Here is a 26,111-nt window from a genome sequence, read left to right as displayed (position 1 = left end):
CCGGCAACGGCAACTTTTCCTTTTGAGGGAATGGTTTTCATGAGGGTCGCGATTTATTAGGTTACCTGATTATATGGTTATCTGAACATTCTATCGCTGGTTTTTCATCAGAGAATGATTAAGTTAAAAAAACTATTTAAATTAGAAAAAAAATTGTGCGATAACCATTAGTTATTTTTTAAACGCCGGCGGGCTCAGGAAAACTATCTTTATGAAAAACCCAACTTCAACAGGTATTCCTCCTGTTAATACCCAAATGCATAAGAGTCATGCAGTGATAGAATGGCTGCAATGGTACGCAGAGAATCAATACAAGCCATTGCTTCACGACCAACGCAGATGTTTTTCGCCTGATGTAATACTGGAAGCAGGCATGCACGGCCTGTTAGGATTAAATGTACCGGAACAATACGGAGGCCTGGGTCTGAATATATCCTCTACGATGCGCGTCTGTCAGCAACTGGGATCCATTGATCTGTCGCTCGCTACGTTGCTGGGCAATCACAATTTCCTCGGTATACTACCTGTGATGAAATATGGCAGCACGCAACTTCGGGAAGAATACCTTAGTCCGCTGGCACAGGGCAGGCAACTGGTTAGTTTCGCATTGTCGGAACCCGGCGCTGGCTCCAACCCAATGTCTATCAGGGGAAAGGCCACCATCGTAGATGACGGATACCTTGTCAATGCAAACAAAATGTGGATCGGATCTGCCGGATGGGCATCACTCATTATTACGTTCGTAAAACTGGCCGACACTCATTCGCCAGACCGTGGTATCACCTGCTTTGCAGTACCGCGGAATAAGCCAGGAGTAAGGATAGGCAAAGAGTTACTCACCATGGGCATGCGGGGGATGGTACAGAACCGGATCAGCCTTGATGTTGTGAAGCTGGAGCAGCAGTACCTGGTTGGCAGTGAGGAAAAAGGAATGGAAATCGCGAATGAAGCTATGATGCTGGCCAGGATGACAGCTGGCGCCACATTACTTGGCGCTATGAAAAAATGTATCCAGCTGATGTATCGCTATACATCACGCAGGGAAGTTTCCACCGGCTTACTATTGAAAAATGCGATTACCCGCCAGCAGCTGGGTAGCAGCATTATGGAGGCTACCCTGCTGGAATCACTCGTAAATTATATCGCTTCTGCCGCAGATAGAGATATACATCGTATCCCGGCCGAGCTATGCATCATATCAAAAGTGGCGGGTTCAGAATTTGTATGGAAGGCCGTGGATACAGCCATGCAATGCACGGGAGGCCGCGGATACCTTGAGAACAACTACCTTCCCCAGCTAATGCGCGACGCCCGGGTGATCCGGATCTTTGAGGGCCCTTCTGAAGTGCTTGTCAGCTATATGGGATCAAAACATATCCGGGCATTGGATAAAGATCAGCTCTATGATTTGGTGGGAACGCAATTACGGCAACCGCAGCTGGCAGCAGAGCTGGAAAATGTATACCAGAGAAGCAGGGAGTTATTAAAAGGAAATTTCCAGGATATTAACCTCATCGCATTTCACAATGGCAATATGCTGACGTGGGTATTATTACTGGCCGTTTACGCCGGCACTGCATCCAGTCCTGATCCCGCCGTGATTAGCTACGCGAGGCAAAAAATCCATCTGCTCACCACCCAACTAAACGACTTCAAGTCTGTTTTCAGGGACTATAACATCGATAGTATTTCCACGTATGCAGAGAAGATCAATTATGATATCGGCAATTTAGATATGCTCTCTCCTGATGAGGAATACGACGTTGATGATTATTTCAGGAAATAACTACACAGCATGAAAGCATTTATATTTCCCGGACAGGGCTCTCAGCGCAAAGGAATGGGGAAAGACCTGTTCGATCGCTATCCCGCGATACTGGAATCAGCCGCGGATATATTGGGATATGATGTTAAAGAGCTTTGCATGGAAGACCCGCGACATCTGCTGAACGAAACGCGCTATACACAGCCCGCTCTGTATATCGTTGACGTGCTCACGTATATGGATAAACGAATGTCTGAACCTGCTCCGGATGTTGTTTTAGGACATAGCCTGGGCGAGTACGCAGCATTATTTGCAGCCGGGGCCTTTACTTTTGAAACAGGGCTCAGGCTTGTAAAAAAAAGAGCCGAATTGATGGCTGGTATAAAGGATGGAGGCATGCTGGCATTGGTAGGCCTCGACATGCAAACCGTGAAAGACTTACTTGCATGCCATGACCTGACAGGAGCAGATATCGCCAATTATAACTCTTTCCATCAAATTGTACTTTCAGGTAAACAGGAAGATATGCAAAAGGCCAGGCATATCTTTGAAGCCAATGGCGCCAGGCTTGCCTTTCCGCTGAATGTGAGTGGCGCCTTTCATTCCAGGTACATGAAAGAAGCGGCCGTTGAATATGGTGCATTCATAAGCACCGTCACATTTTCACCACTGCAGATACCAGTACTCTCTAATGCTACCGCCGACTGGTATACCGACGCCTCGCTCCATCACCTGCTGGAACAGCAGATCACGAGTCCGGTAAGATGGTATGAAAGCATCAGCCGCCTGATGCAACCAGGTAATGTAACATTTTATGAAGCAGGACCAGGAGAAACACTCACCAAAATACTCTCATTTATCAAAGACAGGCCGATGCCGGATCTTACGCCATTAATCCCGGCTACAAAAACTTCCGGTAAACCTTCGGCAACTACCAGTGGCTCATCCGGGATAAACCCTGAAATACTTGGTTCTGCCGCTTTCCGGGAAGACTACAACCTGAAATATGCCTACGTTGCCGGCGCTATGTCGCATGGAGTAGCTTCTGCCGCACTGGTTGTAAGAATGGGGCAGGCAGGCATGATGAGCTTTTTCGGCAGTGGCGGACTAAAGAAGGAGCAAATAGAAAGTGCCATTATCTACATACAGGAAAAACTAAAAAATGGAGAAGCCTATGGCATCAATCTGCTGAATGGTTCAAGAGAAGAAGATACCGCCGCATTGATCTTCAAGTACCATATCAGGAACATAGAAGCAGCCGCTTATATGGAAATATCGCCCACCCTCGCCAGGCTGCGTATCAGCGGTGCGCGCAGGCAAAACGGTTCCGTTATAATTCCCCGCCGTCTGATGGCGAAAGTATCGCGTCCGGAAGTAGCCGCAGCCTTTTTGAGTCCTCCGCCTGAGCGGATCGTAAAAAAACTATTGCAGGAGCAGCTTATCACGCCGGATGAAGCAGCGCTGGCTCAATATATCCCTATGGCTGATGACATTTGCGTTGAAGCTGATTCGGGCGGGCACACAGATATGGGCGTGGCGTTTACATTGCTTCCTACCATCATGCGGCAACGGGATGAGGCGATGAACACCTACCGGTACAGCCGGGAGATCAGAATAGGTGCGGCCGGAGGGATCGGAACACCGGAAGCGGCCGCAGCAGCCTTTATCCTGGGCGCTGATTTTATCCTTACCGGTTCCATCAATCAATGTACAATAGAATCAGGGGCAAGCAACCTGGTAAAGGAAATGTTGCAGCATGTAAACGAGCAGGACACCGCATACGCTCCGGCCGGAGATATGTTTGAAATGGGCGCCAGAGTACAGGTATTAAAAAAAGGCGTACTATTTCCTGCCAGGGCCCAGAAACTCTATGACCTTTATCGTCAGCATAACTCCCTCGATGAAATAGACGAAAAAACAAAGATTCAATTACAGGAGAAATACTTCAGGCAATCTTTCCAGGATGTATATCAGGAGGTAACTACCTACTATGCACGGAAAAACATACGGGTAGCAGACGCCAATCCCAAACAGAAAATGGCGTACCTGTTCCGTTGGTATTTTGGCTACTCGATAAGAGCTGCTCTAAGCGGCGATGAAAAGAGCAAAGCAGATTTCCAGGTGAATTGCGGCCCCGCACTGGGCGCCTTTAACCAATGGATAGGTCATACCAGCTGGTACAACCGTCATGTAGATGCGGTAGGGGAAATGATTATGAACGGCGCGGCTGAGGTGCTGAATAAGCGGCTGAATTACTTTGGGGGGCTGATATCAAGTTGAGTGAAATGATGCGTGTTATCAGCGCCACTCCATAACGCCTATACGAAATGAACAGGTACCGCTGTTCTTTGTTTTCTTAAAGCATTTGGTTATATTCATATAAATACTTGCTATGGAAACTTTTGGCCACGTAAGAATGGTAATAGGATTTATCCTGAGCCTCAGTATCGCTCACCTGTTAAAAGGCACCGCTAAATTCATTCAGCATCCGGGACGTGAAAGACCTTACTGGATACACCTTAGCTGGGTAGGGTATATTTTCATCCTATTAATACATTTCTGGTGGTGGGAAATTCCCTTACATACCATCAAACAGTGGACATTCCCTGAATATATTTTCGTCATATCCTTCATTACCACTTTTTTTCTGCTCTGTGCCCTGTTATATCCCGACGATGTAAAAGAATACAATGGCTACCAGGATTATTTTTTTTCAAGACGAAAATGGTTTTTTGGCGTATTGGGATTTTCCTTTGTGGCCGACGTGGTTGATACCATGATGAAGGGCACGCTGTACCTGCATCACTTCGGATGGGAATACCCCGCACGCAATATTGTCCACGTGATACTGTGTTTGACGGCCATCAGGATAAGTAACAGAACATTCCACGGCGCGTTGGTAATTGCTTTTCTGCTGTATGAAATGTCCTATATCCTTCGCTTGTACCTCTCTGCCGGATGATTACTTAAACTGCACCGCTTCCGGCTTTGACGTGTCGCGGGTTCCGGGGGCGCCAATGAAAAATTAGTTTAAAAAATGTAACCTTTCTGTTTTTCCACGTATCTAATATTATATAAAACAGAAAATGTCAATTACCGTAACAATACTCTTAATAAGCCTGGGAACTTTTATTTTTCTCGCATGGTATTTCTCCCATAGGGCCAGGCACCTGGAGCGCCTCCGATTAATCGAGAAGGGAATAAATCCGGACGCCGTTAAAAATGATGACACTGCGCTTATCTGGAAGAAGTTAGGCGTGATAGCTATTGGCCTGGGAGCTGGTTTAATCCTTATATCGGTATTGGTATTGGTTGCGCCCAGGATAGCCAACGTAAATGCCGTTCCTTTGGGCATACTTGTTCTTTGCTGTGGAATAGCATTGGTGATTTCCAATAAATATAAAAAATTCTGACGTGAACGATGATTCAATTGATTTTGAATATATTAAGAAAGTTTGTGATGGAGATGCGGAGTCTTTTAGGTTCTTTATTGTGAAATACAAAGATGTGTTGTTTACTTATGCATCTACGATCCTGGCCGACAGGCATCTTGCCGAAGAAGCTGTACAGGATGCTTTTTTGAACGCCTTCAGGTATCTGAAGGCATTTAGAAAAAAGTCCAGCTTTAAAACATGGTTAATCAAGATTGTTATAAATGAAGCAAACAAGAAAAGAAAGCAAATAAATCCAAAGGTGATTTTATCGGAGCATTTCAACGAGAATCTCATCTGGACAAACGAATCACCGGAGATAAATGATAATGTTCAATTGATCAGATATGCCCTGAACAAGTTGGACAGCGATAAAAGCCTGGCTTTAATATTGTTTTACCTCGATGAATATTCTATCAAAGAAATATCCCAACTGACGAACTGGGGAACTTCCAAAACGAAAGTTACCTTACATAGGGCAAAGAAAGAGATCCTTCAATTGGTAAAGGAACTTCAAACAAAAAAAAGTAAATAAATTGGAACTCAAGGATAATGAAATATTAGGGCTTATCTCGTCTTCAAAAATTGAAATGAATAATCATTCTTTTGATGACCAGTGTATGCAGTTTATCAGAGAGCAAGCCGATATAGACAAATCTTATGCGGCTTTTCGAAGAAAGTCTTTCCGTTTTTACATCATAGCAATTTTCACCTGTTTAGCCCTTGTTTCACTGAGTCTTATTTCCTATTCAGATAATATTATGCCCTCCATTTTATTACAGGCATTTGCCGTTGGCGTAATTAGCTTTATTATCATGACCATCCGTGTCAAGCCCGGCGTCTCGCTATAAATCTATTCACTAAAATAAAAGTATCACAAATGAAAAAGACATTTTTCATAACGGCATGCTATTGCCTTATAGGCTTTGCCAGTAATTATCAATAGAGACGGAACAATTCTCAGGTACTTCGTGGGAGAAACCGACGAATTTTATTCCTACTTAGACAGTCTTGGTTTGAAATAATATGATTTAAGACCACCCATCAAATTGCTGGCATTGTATGCCAGCTTTTTTGCTATTTTATCCAATCCGGCTTAAAGTGTGGGTACATACGTAACAGGCATTATTCATGAAATCATAAAAACTTAACAGGAAATCGGATTTTAAACATAACTTACTATTTAAATCCCCTCACATGTTTAAAAGCCATATTGCCTGCATAATTTTGCCGGGTTTGTTGATCTCATACAACCAAACTAAAGCACAGGGAAATAACTGGAAAACTGCTGACACGATTACCATCCACTCCCGCACTTTAAACGAGCCTCGCAGGATATTTATACATTTCAACCCCAGGAATCCTTCAGCCAAAGGGCCTTATCCGGTATTATATGTACTGGACGGGGAGAATCACTTACCATTGGTAGCGGGTATCTTAGATTATGCTGCAAAAAATACGCTGTCTGTACCAGAAATGATCATTGTAGGCATCGATAATAATGGTTATGACAGGGAACGCGATTTAACGCCCACACATTCCGATAAAAAAGATCCGGTCAGTGCTCCGGATACCAGCGCCACCTCTTCCACAAAAACCTCCGGTGGCGGGGAAAAGTTTTTACAATTCCTGGATAAGGAGGTCATACCCTATGTCAACAGCCACTACCCGGCAGCTCCATTTCGCATCCTTTCCGGTCATTCACTCGGCGGGCTGCTATCGGTACATGCACTGTTTAGTCATCCCGAATTATTCGGAGCCTATATTGGTATCAGCCCCTCTTTATGGTGGGATGACGAATACCTGATTAACCATTTGCAGAATCAATTACAACCTGGAACCTTCAGGAATAAAAAGCTATACTTTAGTATTGCCGGAGAAGGAGGTGTATTCTACCAGGATCTTGAGAACTTTAACAACCTGCTTACCCGGCACCCCTCGGACCTTGATTTTGTTTACAAAACCTATCCTGGAGAAACACATACCAGTTCACCGCTCAGGGCTTATTACGACGCCTTTACCTTTATTTTCAAAGACATGGCATTACCCGAAAGCGATACCACTGTGGCCCAGATCACTGATCATTACACGAAACTTAGTGCAATATATGGTTACCGCCTGCTGCCACCGGAAGGAATCGTCAATGGCAAAGGGTATCAATTGCTTGGGATGAACCGGCCCAAAGAAGCCATTTCTTTTTTCTTGCTGAACGTGAGGAACTATCCTGCTTCTGCCAACGTATTTGACAGCCTGGGAGATGGTTACGTTGCACTGAAGGATACTGCAAAAGCAATTGCTGCATACCAAAAGGCGCTCGAACTTGACAAAAACCAGGACTATACCCGGCAAAAATTAAATCAGCTGAAGCGCTAACTTTTTATTAAGTAACAAGACTGGCAGATTTCATCCAAAGACATCATATAACTGTATGATATAGGAATCTTCAATAGACAAAATTGAAGTTCGTCAGCAATGAGCGGCGTTCATCATTTTATCTATCGAAGATTTATTGAGTCGATTACTTTTGTTCATTGTCTGGTCCAGAAGATGTACTCTTAACGGTTTGTTCCATTGACAACAATGCCCCCGTGAACGGGTTAAAAAAAGGCCTGCTACTGCTTGACAGTGGTGGCCTTATCTTCTTTCACCACTTCGGGCAATCTGTTGATTATTGTTGTTTTGGTTACAATATCTTAACATAAAGTCAATTTTTTAAAACCCTATTTTGCATCGGTTAGTTATATGCCGATGGATTTCAAACAGGCTTCTGATATAGAATTATGGCAATGTTGCCGTCATGACAACATCCAGGCTTATAATGAGTTATTCAGCCGGTACTATCCCCGGATGTTTCAACTTGCCTCCCGGTATATTCATGACACAATGGTAGCGGAAGAACTCTGTATGGATCAGTTGTTCCGTCTTTGGATGAAGCGCGAAGAAATAATCATCAAAAGCGACTTTTCAAGCTACCTGTTCCGCGCTATCCGCAACCTTGTTATTAGCCACCTGCGTAAAAATATCCCGGTAGCGCTTACCCTGGAGGAATTGAGGGAAGACCATCAGGCAGATAGCGATGCCGACTACCAACTGCTCTCTGAAGAGGCGCAGCAGGTATACCGCAATGCCCTGAGCGGACTAAGCCCACAACGTCGGCAGGTATTTATTTTAAGCAGGGAAGAGCACCTGACATATGCTGAAATTGCCCAACGGATGGGACTTTCTGTGAATACCGTCGAAAACTATATGGTCGCTGCATTAAGCATCTTACGAAAAAAAATGAAAGAATATGCCCCACCGGCATTGATTCCCCTGTTGCTTTTCAGCCATTTCCCTTCACACCTTTTATAGACCGCTGTTTTCTTTTCAAAACCGTTTGTACATCAGTTCCTGCTTTTAAGAGCGCATTATATTTCCCTGCCCGGATTTCAAAAAAAATCAAAGTCACATAGGTGGTGCCGGCATACTTTCCTCGTCTTTATAAACATACGGGGTTATAACTCCATAGGAGAACTTATAGCATAAAAATGGAAGAATTAGAAAGGTACCTGCTGCAAAAGTTTCTGGACGGTTTTTGCACAAACGAAGAGCTCAGGCGCGTCCAGGTGCTTTTAAATACCCGGGAAGGCCATCAGCTGCTCGATACCCTGATATCGCAACGTGAACAGCAGGCATGGGACAATCCTCCCAAACCAGATCCGGCAATGCAGGAAATCATCCAAAATAAACAGGCTGAAATGATGGCGCGGATAAGCGCGGAGCCACATCGCGGCCGCCCTTTCCAAGATAAGGCCAGGGCGATAATACAGCTGAGAAAACCACTCAGGTATGCTGCCATCTGGACGGGTCTCCTCTTAGTGGCCGGTTTTGCGGGATGGCAGATCAAAAAAAATTATCACGCCGGTATGGCGGCAGTACACTATGTGGAAAAGAGCAACCGGCAGGGCATTCCTGTATGCTACACCCTGCCCGACAGTACATTGGTATACCTGGCAGCCGGCAGTACATTAAAATATCCGGAGGCCTATCCCCAAAACGGCCGGGATGTGCAATTGCTCGGGGAAGCATTTTTTGATGTAAAACCCGACAAAGACCATCCATTCTCTATCCATTCCGGCAACATAGAAACCAGGGTGCTCGGTACCTCCTTCAGGATTACGGCTTTTGCCGGACAACAGCAGGAAGTAGCCGTTGCCACCGGTAGAGTAAGTGTAAGCGCTATCCATCAGGAAGAAACAACAACACTGGCCGAGCTGACGCCTGGCATGAAAGTAACCTATGATCCGCAATCGGGTAAAACACTTAAAGGGAAAGTAGATATATATAAGCTGGAACAGTGGAAATCCGGCGAGCTGACTATAGACGAACAACCCATGACTGCCGTTGCCCTGCAACTGGAACGGCGTTATGGCGTACAACTCGTATTCGCTGACCCGGAAACGGCAAACAGCCGGGTAAGCGGTACTTTCTCCGCCACAGAGCCGGTTTCCGGCGTACTTGATATGTTAGGCTTTGTCGGCAAATTCAGACATGAAAAAGGGAACGGAAAAATAATTAACATCTACAAAACTAAATGATGGAAAATAAAGACTACACCTAACACCAATCGAACAGACAACAATAAAAAGTGTCCTGCGGCAAACAGGACACTTAAAACAAAAAGCCGCGCGGTTTGACGATCCTCCCGGCTTATTGCGGAATACCCCTGTGCTTAACAGCGGGCTTACAGAATAATTACTTCATAATTAACCCGTAATACTTACAAGTATATGCAAAAAGTAGGAAATCTACTTCGTTTATTACGTTTTACAGCACCTTCGGGAAGTTATTACCTGCTTTGGACATTGGTATTAACGATGCTTGCAGCAACGGCCGGCGCACAGGATCTGACTGCTACAAAAATCAATCTTGATATAAACGGTGTGTCGATCAAAGATGCCCTTAGTGTCATACAACAACAGAGCGGTATCAAATTTATTTACGGAGCTGATGTCCGCCACTATGCTTCCGTTAAAGTAAGCGTCAAAGAAAAAAATATCTCCGTTAAAGATGCCATTGCGAGGGTATTGAAAAATACTAACCTGCGTTATATACAAAAAGGAGCGCATGTACTTATTGATGAAAAGCCTGCGGCTTCTACATCTCCCGACATTGTTGCCGGTCAGCAGGCAGCCGGCTCCTATACACTGAAAGGCAGGGTGGTTGATTTTGAAACCTCTCAACCACTTATAGGAGCCACCGTGAAGCTGGCTGAAAAAAAAATGTCAGCGATTACCAATGAGAACGGGTACTATACTTTCAACCATCTTCCGGCAGGTAATTACACCATAGTGACCAGTTTCATGGGTTATCAAAATGATTCATTACCTGGCATAAATCTCCGGGGAAATCCAACAGCTGTTTACGATATAAAGATGATGGCGGGTGGAAAATCGCTGCAGGAAGTTGTGGTTAACTCGGGTCCCCGGCACCTGCGGGTGATTACCCATACCACCAATCGCCAGCTTATAGATCAGATACGTAGTGCCAGCAGCGTAATAACAGGCATTTCCAGTGAGCAGATCAGTAAGATGGCCGACCGTAATGCCGCACAGGTAATGCAGCGCACAGCCGGTGTTACAATAAAAGATGATAAATTCCCCGTAGTACGCGGAATGGATCCCCGTTACAATGCCATCTACCTTAATGATAATATAGCGCCATCCACTGAGCTATACAGCCGCAGCTTTGCCCTGGATCTTATTCCCAGCCGCATTATTGACCGTATCCTGATATATAAATCCCCGGCGCCTGACCTTTATGGGGATATGAGCGGAGGAGCTATAAAAATATTTACCAAAGATGCCAAACAGGTAAAGCATTTCGATATAGAAGTAATCGGCAGTAACAGGGTGGGCACCAGCTTTAAACCCTTGTTGACTTATAACGGCGGCAAATATGATTACCTCGGTTTTGATGATGGTACGCGCAAGCTGCCTGCCGGCGTGCCTCCTTTTGGGGATCAGCATAAGTCGACCCTCTCCCAGGAGCAATACGTACAGGCATTTTCCCCGGTGCTCCAATATGGATACAAAACCGCCTTACCGGATTTGCAGCTAACGATTACCAACTACAACTCGTTCCCGCTTGGGCGCCGGATGGTATCGTCCCTGACAGCATTCAATTACCGGTACGAGGCCCAGCGAAATGACATACAAACGCAAACAGGCAATACAGGCTCGCTGGGCCTCGGCAACAACAAAATGGGCAATGAAGATCAGAATATAGAAAACGTTCAGTTAAACTTGCTACAGAACTTCAGTACCCAACTCGCTGACTCAGGGCAGATATATTTCCGGAACTTTCTGCTGGAAGATGTTTCCAAATCGGTAGTTGTAAGGCTCACCCACGATAATATATTGCCTCCACAGCACTACCTCAGTGCCATCCGTAAGGATAATATACTTTCCTTCACACAGCGGTTCTTATACGCCGGCAATCTGGGAGGTATTCATTACCTGCACCATAAACAACAACATCTAAGGTGGAACCTGGGTTATACCTATAGCCGGCAAAGCATCCCTGACCAACGGATTATCCGCCTGCAACACTGGACATTCGGTTATTATCCCGACGTGTTTACACTGCCCGGGAATGTTGCCAAAACTGCAGATGGGTCGGGAATGGGTTGGGAGTCGTATTACCGCGGCCAGGCATCCCTCACGGAGGTAGACTATCAGCCTGGCTATGGCGTCATCACCCGTTTATGGTTGAAAAACAAAGAAGGCGTATATAATGGATCTCTGGATTATGATCTGCCCATCCGGTCCACACTAACTTTGAAAGCCGGCACCTTTCATCAATGGAAGGAACGGGAGGTATATCGCAGACAGTTCAAGGTAAACGATGGTCAGGAATCGCTGGGAAATTATCCACCCGGATATTACAGATATGCCGACTGGCACAAGGTAAATTTCAAAGAACAGGATTTGGGACGACTCTGGTCTGCTGATTACCTGCGTGAAGATGGTACTGCTTTAAAAGTGTATGATAATACCGAAACACAGGATAGTTATATTGCCACTGAACAACTCAATGCCGGATATCTTGCCGTTCAGGCCCGCCCGCTGGGCCAAAAGCTGGAGATATATGCCGGTCTGAGGGTAGAGTATGATCGCCAGAAACTGGGAGCTACCAATGGCCAATCCACCGGAACTACGCCATTACTTATTAGCCGGCCCTTATGGTCGTGGCTCCCCTCGATTAACATCAGTTATCGCGCTCAAAACAACTGGGTAGCACGGGCAGCTTATGGCCGCAGTGTAAACAGGCCTGAGTTCAGGGAAATAAGCCCCTTTGCCAATTTTGATTTTATATCCAATGAATTAATTATCGGTAATCCCCGCCTGGTAAGCGCGCAGCTGAACAATTATGACTTAAGGCTGGAGTGGTATCCACGAAGTACCCGCCAGGATGAAATGATCACATTAGGAGGTTTCTATAAAACATTGGATCAGCCTATTGAACGTATCCGTAAGCAAACGGCGGTAGATGAAGTGTTGACTAATATCAGTTTTTCCAATGCACATGAAGCTAAAATTTATGGTGTAGAGGCCGAAATACGAAAGAGCTTTGACTTTATCCCTGGTAACTTTTTCCGCAACCTGTATGTGATTGCCAACGGAACCATTATTCACAGCCAGGTAACAGTGCCGGATACTGTGCGCCTGGGTGCTTATAAAAGTGATAAATATACCCGCCCGTTACAAGGGCAGGCCCCATATATCGCCAACGTAGGCCTGTTTTACGACAATGCAGGAACGGGCACCAAAATATCAGTATCCTATAATATAGCAGGCACCAGGATCTATGCGGCAGGCGTATATGAGCCACTGGGTGGCAGCTTTGATTCTACTCATACTAACAGCGTATACCGGGGAAGCATTCTTGAGCTGCCCAGGCACCTGGTTGACCTGAGTCTTACACAACGCATCATTGGCGCGTTGCAGGTAAAAATAGCCGTGCAGAACATCCTGAACGAGGCGGTGACTTTTGTGGAGGATAATAATTTCAACAATAAATATGATAAAGAAAAGCTGACTCCCCTGTTCTTAAATGACGGTAGTCCTTTGCTCAATCAGGATGGCACACAGAAAATGGCCTATAAAGGAGATAACATCTTCCGAAAATATTATCCTAACCGGTATGTACGGCTCACTTTTACCTACTCTTTTTAAACCATGCCCAATCAATGATTATGAAACTAACACACCTTACGATACGCCGGTTCCCCATTCTGTTCATTATAACAGTTTTACTATCCGGCGCCGGATGCAGGAAAGCTGACAAATATTACAATGAACTGGTGGCCGTTCCTGAGATATACACCAGCCTGGGCCTCGATTACAGCCGCTTTGGAAATGGCGCAAGCCGGCAATACCATGTAGGAGATACCCTGCTGATCAATGGAAGATTCGGGGCGGACAGTTCGCAGCTGAGTGTTACTATTGGCGGGGTAAAGGCCATCGTTGCCAGCGTTGGTAAAAAAGATAGTATTACCAACTCCAATAACGTATCCTATTATAACACCATAGAAACCATCCGGGTACCGTTAACGGAGGCTATGGGCCAGGGCGGATTGTCTGTACAAGCCAACTGCCGGGGTTTTGTGCTCAATGGACCTGTATTATTTCTTGTGCCTAAAGGAAGCCTGCCTGCTATCAGCGGCCCCCTGGTATGGAAACAGCTGCTCACCTTTCAGGCTTTCGGTAATGTGGCAGCCAGTGCAGCACTGACAGATTCATTTCTGGCAAACCCGGTTTTTTATCCCTCCTGCTCAGGCACCGGTAATGTATTCTTCAGCAAAAAAAGTAAGATACAATTATTGCATAAAGATGGAAGTGTTGAACCATTCACTGATTTGCAAAATCTTAAGGATAATTATGGAGATTTCAGTATTGTAAAGATGTACAATGGCGCGGTAGATCAACAGGAGCATTTCCTGTATTTTTCAGCACTTACTGCTGATCGTTATAAAACTCCCGGCACGCCTGGCAGCGGCGCAGATGCCGACAGTAATATCATCTTCCGCTATTGTAAACTGGATCTGCAATCAAAGCAACTGGTAGTCGTTAACAGAACCCTGGTACCCTCATTTATTAACAAGGTTACCACGCTGGGTAATATTCTTCAAATTCAGTCATTATTTACTGCCGAAGGGCCTGTTTCCCAGGTGAACCTGCTTCCCTTTACAAAAGCCTGGGCTGATAACGATGGCAACCTGTATTTCATCCCCTCGGGTTTCCTTACATCTCCTTATGATTACGATCAGAGTGGGAAGGCCAGGTATTATCCTACAATGTATAATACCAGCTATGCGCTGTCGTGGTATACTCACCTGGGAAAAATTACGCCTGATGGGAAAGTGCAATACCTGTTAAAAAAATACCAGGACTGGCCCGGGGTAGGCGCTCTGAGGTGTAATATATTGTCGTTAGACGTTCAGAAAGGAATCCTGTATACGATTGTAGTGGTAAGTGGCAGGGCTCAAATCTGGATGTACGATCTGAATAACAGAGCAGTTATCACCTCCCTGTTTCCTTCAGTTCCCGGCGCCGGCGCCATTGCTCCATTCAGGTTGCTGGATCCGATTACGCCGGCTTTTGGTGGCGCTATTACCTATAGCGGGCTTATCGGAGAGCAGGGCCGCCTGCTCCCACTCCCGGGTAGTGCTAACCGCTTCCTGTATGATCTGCAGAATGTGGTATATGATTTTTCTGCCAGCGAAACTTATAAGTATGCTCCGGCCATGGTAGACAGCATCAGCCAACGTGTACCAACAGGAGGCTTTTACGACCAGTTTAATTCAAACCGGGTGGATCTGCTTTCAACCATATTGAATTTTGACAGTGAAGGCAACCTTTATAAAATTGCGCCATTCTATACTGTATTTGGCTCTAATTACAGTTTTTATTATGATGTGCGGCGCACATATATTCTCAAACAATAATTACGCATTCACAACTGATGATTACAAACGATCACCATGAACCTGTTCAACTACAACATAAAAAATTTCCGGCTGGCCCTTGCCGCGAGCGCTTTCATCGCTTTTTCCATGTCCTGTACGAAAAGTGGCAATGCCGTTAACTTTCCCGAATCTGCGTCGATTAATATTTTTAACGCTTCACACGTATACGATTCCATGGGAAAAACCAGGAACGTATACCTATCCGGGCTCGACACTTCGGCCAACCACTTTCCCCTGAGCTTTGTCGGCTATGGCAGTTATGAAATTCCCAGGAGCGGATCACTGGATGGTATCCGGATCGATTGGCCCATGCGTTTCTATGATTTTCCGGGAGGTAGCCAAAAGATACGGTTTACTGATACCACAGGTATTACGGTAGCCGATACAACACTGAATTTTGAATCGGGTAGTTACAGCAGCATTTACATTGCCGATGATACCGCACACTTTAATAGCTTCCTGCGTAATGGTACATTCAGGATATTTGCATTCCCGGAAAGAAAATCCGTAACAGCCGGCAAAGTACGGATTCGTTATATCGACCTCGTGACAGATATTGATACCATAAGCGGTTATATTTTTACCCCCTCCAGGGATAAATTCACCAGCCAGGCCACGCCCCGTAAACTGCTGTATGGCACTGCCAGTGATTATTATGATATCGACACCTCGGGATTAACCATTCAGGGACAAATGCTGCTGCGGATATTTCAGAGAAATGATACGATCAATTACAAAACGCAGGTGGCAATACCTGCCACTCCCGGTCGTACTTATACAGTGGTGCTATTGGGAAATGCCTATGACTGGAACTGCAGCTTTGCCGTAAAACAACCCGACGGATCAGTTGTGCGCAAGATGATAAGGTACCCACCGGGTATAAAGGGCTATGTCAGAACGGTAGATTGATAAGCAGTTAATAATTTCAGGAAAGCCGTCCCACTTAACTTATGGGACGGCTTACATTTTTAAATTTTGATAATCCGGAAAGTCCTGGTCTTCTTTTCGCTTTCCAGTACCAGCATATAGGTACCCGTTGCCAAAGCGCTGATGTCTCTGCTGATTTGCCGCTCACCTTTTTGGATATTCCACTGTCGCAGTATGTTACCACGTATATCCATCAGGGTTAGCCGCCTGTACGACTGGCCGCGCAGATCTATGGTCAGCTGTCCGTTGGTAGGATTGGGATAAATGACAGGCCCTGTGCTATCTGTTGTTGCTGCAGGAGATTCAGCTTTACTATAAGCCATCGTGGCAGCCGATCCGTTTACTGCGCAGTTATCAATACTGAACCAGTTAAACTTCGGGTTGCCAGACAGTATATGTACGCCTGTATAACTGAGGGCCGGCAGCCTGATGGTATCTGTAATCGTCTGCCATACGCCACCGGTAGATGGTACAGAGATGGTATCGAACTGAAATGTACTGTGGCCGATCCATATCTTAGCCGGCGCGGTGGTCAACACTCTGAAACTGATATTATATCTGCCTGCTACCGGCACCACCAGGTTACTGTAGGCAAACCAGTCGCCCGGCTTCAGGTTGGTAAAGTCCTGCCCCCCTCCCACATCTGTACAGGCTTCCAGTACCGGCCCGGTAGCACGGTTGGAAGCACTTTCAGCTTCATACTTATTATTGACCGTACAAGTATAATCCACGATCACCACCGCCGTGTCGGATATATTGTTTCCGGTAGCTGTGATGGCGAATGTACCAGGTGTTGCCCCAGCCGTGAAAACACCGTTTGTATCGATGCTGTTTCCGACTCCGATGACGCCCCAGTTTGCCTTAAAGGTATAAGGGTTATTGCGCTGGTCATAGCCTTTCGCCACGTACTGCTGGGATGCATGCAACGGAACGGTCAGCGAATCCGGTGTGATCACAATACGTGTTAGTGCAGGAGGAGTAATTACATGCACAATGGCACTGTCCTGCCTGTTTCCGGAGGCAGCCGTCACGAAGTAATCTCCGGCAGCATTACCACTGAACAGACCAGTGGTACTGACACTACCGCTGTCAGATGCAGACCATACCAGCGATATAGGCAACTGGCTGCTGTCCTGTGCGTAGCCCGTCGCCAAAAACTGTTGCACCTGCCCTACAGTAATGGTGGCACTGTCTGGTTTTACAACAATGCGGTCGAGATAAACGGAGTCCGAAGGAATAATGCTCAGCCAGTTGAAATTCCAACCGTCCTTATTGGCAACAATGCGGATCGTTTGCCGGCCGGTATCCAGTCGTATAGGCGCAGACGTTACAGTGATCCATTTTTGCCAGCCACCACTTACCGGCAAACTAACCGTCTGCAATACGGTAGTATCCAGTTGTACCCGCAGGCTGGAAGCGCTATTAACAGCAACACGAAACTGTATCCTGTAGGTGTCGGACTTCGGCACGTTAATATCGTACTCGAACCAGGTACCGGATCCAATGTAACTCAGATCCAGGCCGCCCCCAATGTCGGAGCAGGGTTCTGTGCTATTGGAATTACTGTTGCCGAAATTTTCCGCTTCTATTTTAGCAGGAATGAGTTTGTAGTTGGCTGTCCGCAAGGTGGCAAAGGCGGTGCCTGTTTTAGTGGTACTGTCTACCGTAGCCGTTACCTTTACCTGCCCCGAACTGTTTAGCGTGGCCAGCCCGTTGGCAGTGATGGTGTTGCCTGTTCCGGTGATGCTCCATACGGGTGTAATGGCCATGGGGCTCCCGTTTTGGTCCAGGGCGCTGGCGGTATACTGTTGCTGCTTTCCGGGCAGGAATGATAAGTCGGCCGGCATAACGGTGATGCTGTCTAACACCGGTGTACCAAGACCTTTCTGATAAACGCGCGCATAATCTACCAGCATACTGTCCGGCCAGTCTGCATCCACGATTGAGCCGCCCATTCCCCCGCCAATAGCCACGTTCAGGATAAGATAGAATTTCTGATCAAATGGCCAGTCTTTCCAATCCGTGTGTGGGTTGGCGTAAGACAGGATCTGTGTGGAGTCGTATCTGAACCGGATGGTATCCGGCGCCCATTCCATAGCATATACATGGTATGCAGTATCAACATCCATCATTTTCTTACTGTTGCTGATACCTCCGCCATTAGTCCAGTTATGGTTCTGCGTATGAATGGTAGACAATACCGTTCCGAAGTTATTGCCAACATGTTCCATGATATCCAATTCCCCGCTTTTGGGCCACCCGCCATAAGCACTGGTAGTAGGCATCAGCCAGATGGCGGGCCAGGAGCCATGCGCACGGGGCAATCTGGCTCTCACCTCCACCTTGCCATAAAGGAAATCAAATTTGCCCTGTGTGACAAGCCGGGCAGAAGACCAGGGCTCTGTAGTCTTCCCTGTAGGGAAATCTTTTTTCCCGGTAATCACCAGATGACCGTTCCTCACCATGGCATTATCATGGGTACTATCTGTATATACCTCCTGCTCTCCGTTTATCCATCCTTTAGGGTGCGCATCTACCGTCCATTTGGTGCGGTCAGGTTTGCCACTGCCATTAAATTCGTCCGCAAATATCAGTGTCCAGTTGGGATTACCTTCAAATACCACTTTCCCTTTTGCCGTATAGACGGCAACGTTAGCTGTGGTCAGCTCTGCGCCCGCTATGTTAAGTTTCAGCGTAGTTCGTGAATAGTTGGCCGGAGAATTACCGCTGAGCGTAATACTTGCTGCGGTGTCATTTATCCGCTGAACACCACTGATGGTAACGCCCGGCGGCAAATTAGCAGCCGACCAGTTAGCGGGTGTCAGCGTAGGTTTCAGTTTTCCTCCTTTCACTGATGCAGTCAGCACTACCCCGTTTTCCTGTCCCATCACAATACTGGTATCTTTTAAAACAATGGCGGTGGGACTCGGTCCCTGTATCAGGTCGAAGTACATGATGCCATTGGCTTTTTTACCATCTATGTATTGTATGGCGATGGTATTGAAATCAGTCCTGGTTTTCACGCTCTGGAAGTCGTAGGTAGCTTCTTCCCAGTGGTTCACACGGGAAGGTTTAAAGGTAAAAAAGACAGCCTTGCTGTAGTTGGTACCAGGCTGCAGTTTAAACATAATTTCATCCAGCGTACTGCTGTATACCAGCATTTTGAATATGCTGTTGGAAGAGAGATTGAAAGAATCTGTCAGCTGACATGATGCGCTCATATACTCGAAGCAGCTGGTATCTTTAGTGAATTTGGCCACCAGCGAACTGGTATTCAGGCCGGAAGGATTGGGATTGGGTACACCAAATTCTACTTTACCGGTAGTAGTATTGCCGGCGTAATAAGTCCATTTGCCGGAGCAGAGGCCGTGTCCCTCCATATCGTCGAGCAGCACGTATTGTGCGTTAAGTGTACAACACAATAAACATAACGATAGCAATAATACAGAGATTTTTTCCCATCGGTTACTGCAAATTTGCAGCAACCGTGCTGTACGTTGCAAAGAAAACTTTTTGCAAGCGTCAGATTTTGGTTTGCTCGTTTTCATAACGTTTGTTTTAGGGTGTAAGGGCCGGTACAGCTAGTGGCTGTACCGGCAGGATTTTCCGGGTTTTGGATGTTCAAAAAAAATAGGCGCTTCATTCATCTGTAGGTCATAAATTGGGATTCACTACTGCATCTGCACCAGGTATAGGCATCCAGTAATTTGCCTTCGTAATATTGCCCGGCTGAAGGTCGCCCGGAGCCTTACTGGCATTGGCAGCTTCCACCTGCTCCAGTCTTACCAGGTCGAACCAACGGTTCCATTCACCGGCAAATTCCCAGGCCCGCTCGTTTACAACGGCGGTGGCAAAGTCGGCGCCCGACATACCTTCCGGCAGGTTAGCTAAACCAGCCCGCCGCCGCACAGCGTTAACTGCCGTATAGGCGTCGCTGTTAGGCGTACCGGCGGAGCGCGCCTGCGCTTCTGCATAAATCAGCAGTACATGTGCATAACGCATCATGATAACCGGGTTATTAGACATGTACACATCTTTTTTGCCTGATTGGATAGTGAACTTTTTATAATAAGGGTGTTTTGTGCTGGTTTGTTGCCAGGTAATAGTGGTACCATTACTTAGTTTAAACTCCGTGCTAAAAGTGGCGTCTTTCCTGGGTCCGGCAGGAAAATTATTGAAGAAGTTCAGCTCCGGGAAAAAATCGCTCCACCCTCCTTCATCTTCCGGCATGGTAGATAATCCGTAAAAAGAATTATAGGTGATCCAGCTTCCTCGGGTAAAGAGCGTGAATACATCTTCTACGGTGCCGCCGGCGAAAATTTTCAGATAATCACCGGTGTAAAGGTCAAAACCATAGGCCGCCTTATTGTCTATCACCTCTTTGGCCTTGGCCGCTGCCTGTGCATATTTCGCCTGGTTCTTCAGCGGCCAGCCTGCTTCCGTGAGGTATACATCTGCCAGCAGCGCCTTTGCAGATCCCTTGTTAGGCCGTCCTGAACTACGTCGGCCATTGGGCGTCCATTCTTCTGCACGTGCAAGATCTGCCTCTATCAGCTGATATATATCCGCCGGCTTGCTTTTCTTCAGGTTAAGATATTCCGGCGTGTACTTCTCTGATGGAATGATCGGTACTTCTCCCCAAAGCCTCGTCAGCCAGTAATAAGACAGTGCGCGCAGGTAGCTGGCTTCGCCCACAATAGCATGAATGCTATCCTGACTGCCACCCAGCACTTTGTTGTAGTTGTTAATGATGTTGGTGGTAGACTGTATCGTCTTGTAACAGCCCAGCCAGATGGGATTCATCCTGCTATTCAGTGACGACACTTTGAAAAGATCAAACTCTCTGAACTCTTCCTTATTGGAGCCGGGATGCGTGGTGAGATCATCGCTGCCCATAGTCATCGCAATCTGCGACACGGTGGTGAAACCGCTGGTCCAGGGCACCATCAGGCTTCCGTAGGCGCCGGTCAGTACAGACTCAAGGCCGGTCTGACTGGTTAGTGCATCGTCGCCCGCTACCAGGCCCTTAGGGCTTTCTGTCAGCTCCTTACTGCATCCGGCAGCCAGGATCAGGCAGAGAAACAGGTAAATCGTATATTTTAATTGGTATCGTATAGTCATAACTGTTATTTTTAGAAGCTCAGCGTTACCCCTCCTGTGATGGTTTTTGCATTCGGATAAGTTCCAAAATCAATACCCTGACGAATATCGCCGGCAGACGAATTGCTTTCCGGATCTATGCCTGAATAGTTGGTCCATGTTAACAGATTAGTGGCGCTGACAAAGAGTTTAATGCCTACGGTATTCTTTAATGCAGATTTAGGTATGTCATATGCCAGGCTGATATTCTTCAAACGCAGGAAATCTCCCTTTTCCAGAAAGCGGGTGCTTTGCGTGAAGTTCCTGTTGGTAGAACTGAATGCAGGTATATTGGAAGTTTCATTCACACCGGGAATATAGCGGTCTTTGATATCAACAAAAGTTGCTTCACGCGCATCAGCCCCATAGTACATAGCCACTGCTTTATTGTAGTTCAGTCTGTCGAATCCAAAGAGGCCCTGAAACAGGAGATTCAATGTAAATGCCTTGTACGTGATGGTATTATTCCAGCCGACAGATATTTTCGGAATACCGCTACCGATGATATGATAATCGTCCGCATCTATTTTCCCATCATTGTTCAGATCTACATAACGGGAATCGCCTGGTTTGGCGCCATAGTCGCCTGCTTTCGCATCTCCCGGCTTCCAGGTGCCAAGATAAGTGAGCCCCCAAATGGAGCCCAGCGGCTGTCCGGGCATTACTACAAATTCAGATTGAGGCGACATACCGCCACCTATTCTGCGGTTATTGGGATCAAAAATCCTTGTCTTACCTTCGCCCAGAGACATTACCCTGTTCTTAATGAACGACACATTAAACCCGGTATTCCATCGAATGGCGCCGTTGCCGATTACATCGCCATCAATTGAAAATTCCCACCCTTTATTCTGTACTGCTCCAACATTTCGCGTAATAGAATTACCACCGAGGTACATCGGCACATTTTCCTGTAACAACAGATCGCGTGTGTCTTTGATAAAATAATCCGCGCTAACAGACATTCTACCCTTTAGTAATCCAATGTCGATTCCCACATCTTTCTGTTCAGTGGTTTCCCATTTCAGATCAGGGTTACCGATATTGCCGATCACCAATCCTACCTGGTGGGTGCTGTTATTGAACGATGTAGCTATATTTGAATAGGATGAAATTGTGCTGTAAGGACTGATAGCCTGGTTACCAGTCAGTCCCCAGCTGCCGCGCAGTTTTAAATTGCTGATAGCGCTCACTTGCTGCATAAATGGTTCATTGCTGACTATCCATCCTGCCGACACAGAAGGGAAATAGCTGTACCTGTTGTTGCCACGGAATTTGGAGGAGCCATCTCTGCGGATGGCCGCAGATAAGAGATACTTATCGTTATAGCCGTAGTTTACACGTCCTACCAAAGAAAACAGTGCCCATTTGGAATAGCCGGAACCGGGACTGCCTGGTGTTCCAAGAGCCAGGTTATTCCATTGAAAATTCTCATAAGTGAGATTGGAAGAACCGGCTGAGGAGTAGTTGTAGGTAGATTGCTGATACTCCATTACCGCTGTAGCATCGAGGCTATGCACTTTGTTGAACACCTTGCTATAATTCAGCGTATTAGTGTTTTGAAGCACCATCTCTTTGTTGGATCTTATATTGGCGCTGGAAGTATTATTATTGGTGATCTTTCCACCAAAGGCTTTGTCTTCATACTGCAGATAATTAGCTCCATACTGCATATTGAAAGTCAATCCCGGCAGAATGCCGAACTTAAACCCACCGATAACGTTGGCCAGCGTTCTGTCTCTTACAGCCAGCCGGTCAACAGTTAATGCCAGTGGATTGTAGGACAATGAACCCACAGGATCACTCACCACAAAACTACCGTCTGCATTATACACCGGTGTGGTAGGCGCCCAGGTGATAGCCTGCGCTAGCGGGCTGCTGGCGCCATCCGCGGGGATATCCACATTTTGTGCTGTGCTGTAAGATCCGGTGATATTTAAAAAGGTAGAGATGCTGTTGGTGAGATTGGCATTGATATTCGAACGCAGGGTGTACCGCTTGTAAAAGGAGTTGTTGATCACACCATCCTGATTGAGATAATTGCCGGAAATAAAATAGCCGCTTTTATCGGTGCCTCCGGCAAGACTCAGCATATATTCCTGTGCCGGCGCCCTTCTGAAAATCTCATTTTGCCAGTCGGTACCTCCTTTGGCGCGGAAGTTGGCGATTTGTGTATCCGTGAATTTAGGCGTAGTACCCACTGCAGTAGCGTGTGCATTCACCGTTTCCGCAAAATCAGCCGCGTTCAACAGGTTCAGCTTTTTAATGACGGTGGATGACGATTGTCGTGTCGTGAAATTCACCCTCAATCCCCCTTTGCTGCCTTTCCGGGTAGTGATTAAAATTACACCATTAGATCCCCGGCTACCGTAAATAGCAGTGGCCGCGGCATCTTTCAATACCTGTATGGAAGCAATGTCATCCGGATTGATGGCAAAAAACTCTGCGCCTACAAAACCATCCACCACATATAACGGATCATTACCACCATTGACAGAATTGGAACCACGGATGCGGATACGGGCAGCACCACCGGGAGAACCCGCGGAATTGGTAACCTGCACGCCGGTAGCGCGGCCCTGCAATACCTGGTCGAGGCGATTTACGGGCGCCTCCCGGAAGTCGGCAGTGGAGATCGAAGAGATAGCATTCGTCAGCGTACCCTTCCTTTGCTCACCGTAACCTACCACTACCATCTCATTTATATTGGAGGCAGAAGCCTGTAAAGTAACAGACATATCCTTCCTGCCGTTCACCGGTATTTCTGCTTTGTTATAACCGATAGAAGAAACAATCAGTACGGCCCTGCCATCAGGAACGGTAATGGCAAACTCTCCTTTTTCATTGGTGACTACACCTTTAGCGCTTCCTTTCACCTGTACGGTCACTCCTGGTAGTGCCTCTCCTTTTTCGTTGGCCACCTTGCCTCTTATTTCCAACTCTGTTGGAACAGGTATTTCAGCGGTTGTGGCCTTCCGCTTTATGATAACCACCTTGCCCGATAGTATATAGGTTAAGGGCTGTCCCTGAAAACAGGCATCCAGCGCCTCTTTCAGGGTAGCGTTCTTTAATTGCAGGTTCACCTTGCGCCCCTCCACCATTTGCTCATCGGTGTAGAGGAAGGTATAACCCGTCTGTTTTCTGATCTCCTGAAAGATCCTGTCCAGTGGCGCATTACTCCTGGAAAGGGTAACTGTCTGAGAATACCCGGTTGCATGTACCTGCAATAGGGCAACGGTCATTAAGAGCACCGTCAATTTCATCATCAGTAATATTTTTTTCGATAATCGTGGAAATTTTTTATCCCACGCAGCACGAAGCTGCCTGCTTTGGGAAAAAAGCATCAATTGCATACATTTGTATGGTTTGGGTAAATAATGAATAATTGCTGCGAGCGATTGTACATACAGACCCGGATTCCACCGGGAGCGGAGCCAACGCTTCCGGTTTTTTTGTGTCTGTACAGGTACAGGGAGTGGAATTTTTAAGGACTCATATTATATCAGTTTTTATATGGATACAGTCAGGGGGACACGATGATTTGTTTCCCTTTGACCTCAAAATGTACTTCCCCGGTCATCTCCATCATTTTCAACACCTGTGATACCGGCACATTCCTGGGTATAACTCCGCGGAAGTGTGCAGGCACCGGAGCGGTGTATACGACCTCCACATCGTACCAGCGCTCAATCATGCGCATGATGGACGTTATATCATTACCTTCCAGCTGAATGAGGCCATTTTTCCATGCCACGGCTTCTTCGATATCTACATGCTGCTGCAGTGCAAGCGTATGTTGCTGCTTGTCGAGATAAGCGCCCTGGCCTGGCGCCAGTTGTTTACTGCCCGCCTTACTGCTGACTTTGACCACACCTTCCAGCAATGTGGTCTTCACCAGGGTTTCATCAGCATATGCCATGATATTGAATTGTGTTCCCAGCACGGCCACCTCGAGGCTGTCGGGCAGACCGGTACGCACCATTACTTTGAAGGGCATTACTGCATTACCCGCCACTTCAAAATAGGCCTCACCATTCAGCTCCACCTGCCTGGAAGCGCCTTTGAAGGCAACCGGATATTTCAGTGAGCTGGCGGCGTTCAGCCATACATGCGTCCCATCCGGTAATGTTACCTGGAACTGGCCGCCACGGGGCGTACGCAGGGTATTATACTGCACAACATCAACGGTTTCCGGGCGCCCTGTTTGCGGAGTATAGAGCAGTTGTCCACCTGCGGGTTGTATGACATTGGTATTGCCCTGTTGCGTCAATGCTCCGCTGGCGGAGCTGTCCAGAGGCATCTCGGAGCCGTCGGCCAGTATGAGTACGGCCTTATTACCTCCAGGGGTAATATCCCTGGATACAGGAGCAGTAGCTATAGTTGCGGGTTTATGGGCGGTGGGTTGCAGCAGCCGGTAAACACCGAGTGCCAGCAACAATACGGCAGCAACAGCTGAGGCCCAACGCAGACGGCGCCACGGGTTGAAGCGAACCACAACAGGCGGCCGGTTTATATCTTCCGTTACATTATCTTCGGGTACTACAGTTACGCTTTCTGGCCGGTCAGCCGTCAGAATCCTGCCCGCTATATCATCCCAATAGGCGCTGTCATAGCCGGCCATAACATTATCCGGCAACTCCTGCAACAGCCGGGCTTCTACCAGCCGGGTAATACTGCCATTGTCATCTTCCCTGATCAGCGTTATTAGTTCCTGCAGCTCCGCGTCAGTGGCAACGTGCTGCAAAGCCTGCCCAAGCAGGTATGTAAGGCGGTCTTGTGTTGACAATTTGAGATTGGTTTACAGTTTTTAAACGGGACGATTTTGGTGTGTTCTTCAAAC

Annotated in this window: 16 protein-coding genes; 12 read left to right on the top strand and 4 right to left on the bottom strand. The window is 46.8% G+C overall.

Annotated features, from left to right (window positions below):
- Positions 1-211 precede the first annotated feature (211 nt).
- From UNH61_RS10780 to UNH61_RS10725, 12 genes are all read left to right on the top strand, one after another.
- Positions 212-1,786 (top strand): acyl-CoA dehydrogenase family protein, encoded by a 1,575-nt coding sequence (locus UNH61_RS10780; RefSeq protein WP_326992114.1) that lies wholly within the window; start codon positions 212-214, stop codon positions 1,784-1,786.
- A gap of 9 nt (positions 1,787-1,795) precedes the next feature.
- Positions 1,796-4,045, top strand: coding sequence for an ACP S-malonyltransferase (gene fabD / locus UNH61_RS10775; protein WP_326992113.1), 2,250 nt, complete (start codon positions 1,796-1,798; stop codon positions 4,043-4,045).
- 112 nt (positions 4,046-4,157) lie between these two features.
- Positions 4,158-4,727, top strand: coding sequence for a hypothetical protein (locus UNH61_RS10770; RefSeq protein WP_326992112.1), 570 nt, complete (start codon positions 4,158-4,160; stop codon positions 4,725-4,727).
- Positions 4,728-4,851: 124 nt separating this feature from the next.
- On the top strand, positions 4,852-5,178 hold the full coding sequence (locus UNH61_RS10765; protein ID WP_326992111.1) for a DUF6249 domain-containing protein: 327 nt from the start codon (positions 4,852-4,854) through the stop codon (positions 5,176-5,178).
- A gap of 1 nt (position 5,179) precedes the next feature.
- Positions 5,180-5,731 (top strand): RNA polymerase sigma factor, encoded by a 552-nt coding sequence (locus UNH61_RS10760; RefSeq protein ID WP_326992110.1) that lies wholly within the window; start codon positions 5,180-5,182, stop codon positions 5,729-5,731.
- Position 5,732: 1 nt separating this feature from the next.
- The gene (locus UNH61_RS10755; protein ID WP_326992109.1) at positions 5,733-6,047 is read left to right on the top strand and encodes a hypothetical protein; all 315 of its coding nucleotides are present in this window, start codon (positions 5,733-5,735) and stop codon (positions 6,045-6,047) included.
- Between the two features lie 385 nt (positions 6,048-6,432).
- Positions 6,433-7,569: an alpha/beta hydrolase-fold protein gene (locus UNH61_RS10750; protein ID WP_339070918.1), complete on the top strand. Its 1,137-nt coding sequence runs from the start codon at positions 6,433-6,435 to the stop codon at positions 7,567-7,569.
- Between the two features lie 375 nt (positions 7,570-7,944).
- Complete coding sequence (locus UNH61_RS10745) at positions 7,945-8,547, top strand: RNA polymerase sigma-70 factor (RefSeq protein ID WP_326992107.1); 603 nt, start codon at positions 7,945-7,947, stop codon at positions 8,545-8,547.
- A gap of 176 nt (positions 8,548-8,723) precedes the next feature.
- Positions 8,724-9,773 carry a FecR domain-containing protein gene (locus tag UNH61_RS10740; protein ID WP_326992106.1) on the top strand — a complete coding sequence of 350 codons (1,050 nt, stop codon included), beginning with the start codon at positions 8,724-8,726 and terminating at the stop codon, positions 9,771-9,773.
- A gap of 192 nt (positions 9,774-9,965) precedes the next feature.
- Positions 9,966-13,412, top strand: coding sequence for a TonB-dependent receptor (locus UNH61_RS10735; protein ID WP_326992105.1), 3,447 nt, complete (start codon positions 9,966-9,968; stop codon positions 13,410-13,412).
- Positions 13,413-13,432: 20 nt separating this feature from the next.
- Positions 13,433-15,184 (top strand): hypothetical protein, encoded by a 1,752-nt coding sequence (locus UNH61_RS10730; protein WP_326992104.1) that lies wholly within the window; start codon positions 13,433-13,435, stop codon positions 15,182-15,184.
- Between the two features lie 36 nt (positions 15,185-15,220).
- The gene (locus UNH61_RS10725) at positions 15,221-16,114 is read left to right on the top strand and encodes a hypothetical protein (RefSeq protein WP_326992103.1); all 894 of its coding nucleotides are present in this window, start codon (positions 15,221-15,223) and stop codon (positions 16,112-16,114) included.
- A gap of 59 nt (positions 16,115-16,173) precedes the next feature.
- Here UNH61_RS10725 and UNH61_RS10720 read toward each other — a convergent pair whose 3' ends face one another.
- From UNH61_RS10720 to UNH61_RS10705, 4 genes are all read right to left on the bottom strand, one after another.
- The gene (locus tag UNH61_RS10720) at positions 16,174-19,635 is read right to left on the bottom strand and encodes a carbohydrate-binding protein (protein ID WP_326992102.1); all 3,462 of its coding nucleotides are present in this window, start codon (positions 19,633-19,635) and stop codon (positions 16,174-16,176) included.
- A 151-nt stretch (positions 19,636-19,786) separates the two neighbouring features.
- Positions 19,787-21,253 carry a RagB/SusD family nutrient uptake outer membrane protein gene (locus UNH61_RS10715; protein ID WP_326992101.1) on the bottom strand — a complete coding sequence of 489 codons (1,467 nt, stop codon included), beginning with the start codon at positions 21,251-21,253 and terminating at the stop codon, positions 19,787-19,789.
- Positions 21,254-21,264: 11 nt separating this feature from the next.
- A complete protein-coding gene (locus tag UNH61_RS10710; protein WP_326992100.1) occupies positions 21,265-24,537 on the bottom strand; it encodes a TonB-dependent receptor in 3,273 nt (1,090 codons plus the stop codon).
- A 257-nt stretch (positions 24,538-24,794) separates the two neighbouring features.
- Positions 24,795-26,057, bottom strand: a complete 1,263-nt coding sequence (locus UNH61_RS10705; RefSeq protein WP_326992099.1) for a FecR domain-containing protein — start codon at positions 26,055-26,057, stop codon at positions 24,795-24,797.
- Positions 26,058-26,111 lie beyond the last annotated feature (54 nt).

This window comes from Chitinophaga sp. 180180018-3 (genome assembly GCF_037893185.1).
Lineage (GTDB): Bacteria > Bacteroidota > Bacteroidia > Chitinophagales > Chitinophagaceae > Chitinophaga.
This window is presented reverse-complemented; position numbering and strand designations above follow the sequence as displayed.

What these genes read in the sequence shown, in the direction of transcription:
- UNH61_RS10780 (WP_326992114.1), top strand. Translation starts at nt 212, where the DNA reads ATGAAAAACCCAACTTCAACAGGTATTCCTCCTGTTAATACCCAAATG.
- fabD (WP_326992113.1), top strand. Translation starts at nt 1,796, where the DNA reads ATGAAAGCATTTATATTTCCCGGACAGGGCTCTCAGCGCAAAGGAATG.
- UNH61_RS10770 (WP_326992112.1), top strand. Translation starts at nt 4,158, where the DNA reads ATGGAAACTTTTGGCCACGTAAGAATGGTAATAGGATTTATCCTGAGC.
- UNH61_RS10765 (WP_326992111.1), top strand. Translation starts at nt 4,852, where the DNA reads ATGTCAATTACCGTAACAATACTCTTAATAAGCCTGGGAACTTTTATT.
- UNH61_RS10745 (WP_326992107.1), top strand. Translation starts at nt 7,945, where the DNA reads ATGGATTTCAAACAGGCTTCTGATATAGAATTATGGCAATGTTGCCGT.
- UNH61_RS10740 (WP_326992106.1), top strand. Translation starts at nt 8,724, where the DNA reads ATGGAAGAATTAGAAAGGTACCTGCTGCAAAAGTTTCTGGACGGTTTT.
- UNH61_RS10735 (WP_326992105.1), top strand. Translation starts at nt 9,966, where the DNA reads ATGCAAAAAGTAGGAAATCTACTTCGTTTATTACGTTTTACAGCACCT.
- UNH61_RS10730 (WP_326992104.1), top strand. Translation starts at nt 13,433, where the DNA reads ATGAAACTAACACACCTTACGATACGCCGGTTCCCCATTCTGTTCATT.
- UNH61_RS10725 (WP_326992103.1), top strand. Translation starts at nt 15,221, where the DNA reads ATGAACCTGTTCAACTACAACATAAAAAATTTCCGGCTGGCCCTTGCC.
- UNH61_RS10715 (WP_326992101.1), bottom strand. Translation starts at nt 21,253, where the DNA reads ATGACTATACGATACCAATTAAAATATACGATTTACCTGTTTCTCTGC.
- UNH61_RS10710 (WP_326992100.1), bottom strand. Translation starts at nt 24,537, where the DNA reads ATGATGAAATTGACGGTGCTCTTAATGACCGTTGCCCTATTGCAGGTA.